Here is a 2,325-nt window from a genome sequence, read left to right on the forward strand (position 1 = left end):
CGGAAGAAAAACGGATTCCACAATTTGTCCTGGGTATGGTTAGCTGTCCATGCCCGAGGATTTCTACGAGCACATTGGCGGCAACTTATACGGAAATAAAGTCTCTACACGCAGGCCGATACAGAATAAATAAACTTGCTCTAATTTGAAGGAAGTCAAAAATGAAGGCAGCAACAATAATTATATGCGACATACTTGCCCTCTTTCATGGGGATTTTATCGTGAGAAACTGATGCGTATCCTTCTTTTTACCCAGCAACTCGCAGCTTTTCGCAGCGGAGTTGGAACCTATACCCATGGCCTTATTACCGGCTTGAGCAATCTTGGACACCGAATTACTGCCGTGGTTCCTGAAGGTGAAGGCATTGAAATGCCTGACCTGAGAATTCATAGGGCGTCACATTCCCGGCTTGATCCTACTCCCGGCGGATGGTTGAGTTTAGGCGTTTCGTTTGCGAAGATTCTATCTTACGAGGCAATGGAATATGACATTGCTCATTTTACTGATGCCAGGGAGGCATGGTGTGTTCGTCATTCTCCAATTCCTGTTACAGGGATGATCAATGATTCTTATGCTCTGGATTGGCTGGATGTGAATTTCTCTCGTAATATCTTTTCGGACCGGCATCTACGGGGGATTTACTATTGGCTGCTTCGTGTAGTTGAAAGAAATACTTACTGTCGTATGGATGCAGTTGCCGTCAATGCTAAGTATGTTGGTTGCAAAGTGATTAATAATTATCGCATGGACCCCAAAAAAGTACGTTTGATCTACATTGGCCTTCCTGATCAGTCGCCAGTTTCTCCGATTCCACTGACTGGCTCACCATCAATACTCTTTGTAGGTAGTAATTTTCAGCGCAAAGGTCTTCCTGTCCTATTAAAGGCTACTGCTCAGTTGCTGCCGCAGTTTCCTGATGTTCGGGTGCACGTTGTGGGCAAAGATCGTAATCAGCCCTACATTGTGAAGCAGGCTCGCAAACTCGGCATCGCTGAGGCAGTGGAGTTTCATGGTTTGCAGCCGAATGAACAAGTGCGTGGTATGATGATCAGCGCAGATGTTTTCGCCCTTCCATCTTTCACCGAAGGTTTTGGACTTGTTTACTTGGAGGCTATGAGAGCCGGAACACCGGTTATAGCCACATCAATGGGAGGAGTAAAGGAAATTTTCGTTGATGGCAAAGAAGCACTTTTTGTTGATCCCGGAGACGAAAAAGGTCTTGCATTAGCTATCGAAAAGATTGCATCCAGCCCGAATACCGCTTACCGTTTGAGCAAAGGGGGAAAAGCTGCTGCAAAATGTTTTACCGTTAATGCCATGGGAAAGGCAACAGAGGAACTTTTTTTAGCAGCATTGAAAAGAACACGTTAGTTGTTAACAGTATGTTTACATAATACGTGCTTATATCTCTTTAGCTTGAGCCAGTATTTTTGCGAGAAGTGGTATGTCAGTACATGAGAAAATCAGAGCTGTTCCAATGAAATTTCTTTATTTCGGCATCTATTCAAAAGGAATCGAGTATCCGCGAAATAACAATCTGATTCGCGGTCTGCGCCTCAATGGTGTAGATGTAGTCGAAACCCATTTCGAACTTGCCGGTTCATTCCAGAGGAGAATGGATATAGTCAAAAATCCTTTGGGGGTCGCACGTTTTTTTCTTGGCTTGATCGTGAGCTTTATAGCTTTGACGTGGAAGTTCATAAGGTCCCCCAATGTGGATGCCGTGATTGTTGGGCATCCCGGTTATTTTCACATCCATCTGGCATGGTTTCTGCGCTTTCTTTTCCAGAGGCAAGCCATCCTTGTTTATGATGTCTTTATTCCGCTTTATGAGATGTTGATCGAGGATCGAGAGCTGTTGAAATCGGACGGTCTGTTTGCACAATTGCTGCGCCAATTTGAAAGATCATGCTGTCGATATGCTGACTTATGCCTCATCGATACGGAAGATCACTACCGGTACATCACAGAGAAGTATAGGTTGTCTCCTGAAAGTGTGTTCAGGATATTTGTGGGGCCTACAATTAATAAAAATAATAAAGATTTTGAAGCACCCCGGGTCGTTTCTCACGAAATATTCAAAATTCTTTTCGTCGGAACCTACATTCCCCTTCACGGTGTTGATGTAATACTGGAGGCCGCTCGATATTTTACGGACGATCCGAACATACGTTTTTTTCTGGTAGGTTCGGGGCAGCTTCGGGAAAAGATGGAAAGTATGGCTCGAAAGTGGGGACTTTCCAATGTAATATTTCAGGATTGGATTCCAACGGAGCATCTTGGTGCATTTATCCGATCATTCGATTTATCCTTGGGCATATTTG

General features: G+C 44.2%; 2 protein-coding genes. Both read left to right on the plus strand.

The features are described 5' to 3' along the window. The first annotated feature begins 232 nt into the window (after positions 1-232). Positions 233-1,372 (plus strand): glycosyltransferase family 4 protein, encoded by a 1,140-nt coding sequence (locus AC3LHT_RS10440; RefSeq protein ID WP_488662843.1) that lies wholly within the window; start codon positions 233-235, stop codon positions 1,370-1,372. A 73-nt stretch (positions 1,373-1,445) separates the two neighbouring features. Further along, positions 1,446-2,325, plus strand: an 880-nt coding sequence (locus AC3LHT_RS10445) for a glycosyltransferase (protein ID WP_488662844.1), incomplete at its 3' end; no start/stop codon positions are given.

This window comes from Kosmotoga sp., assembly GCF_982836095.1.

Bases quoted from the DNA above. Each gene is read 5' to 3' on its own strand.
- AC3LHT_RS10440 (WP_488662843.1), top strand. From the start codon at position 233: ATGCGTATCCTTCTTTTTACCCAGCAACTCGCAGCTTTTCGCAGCGGA.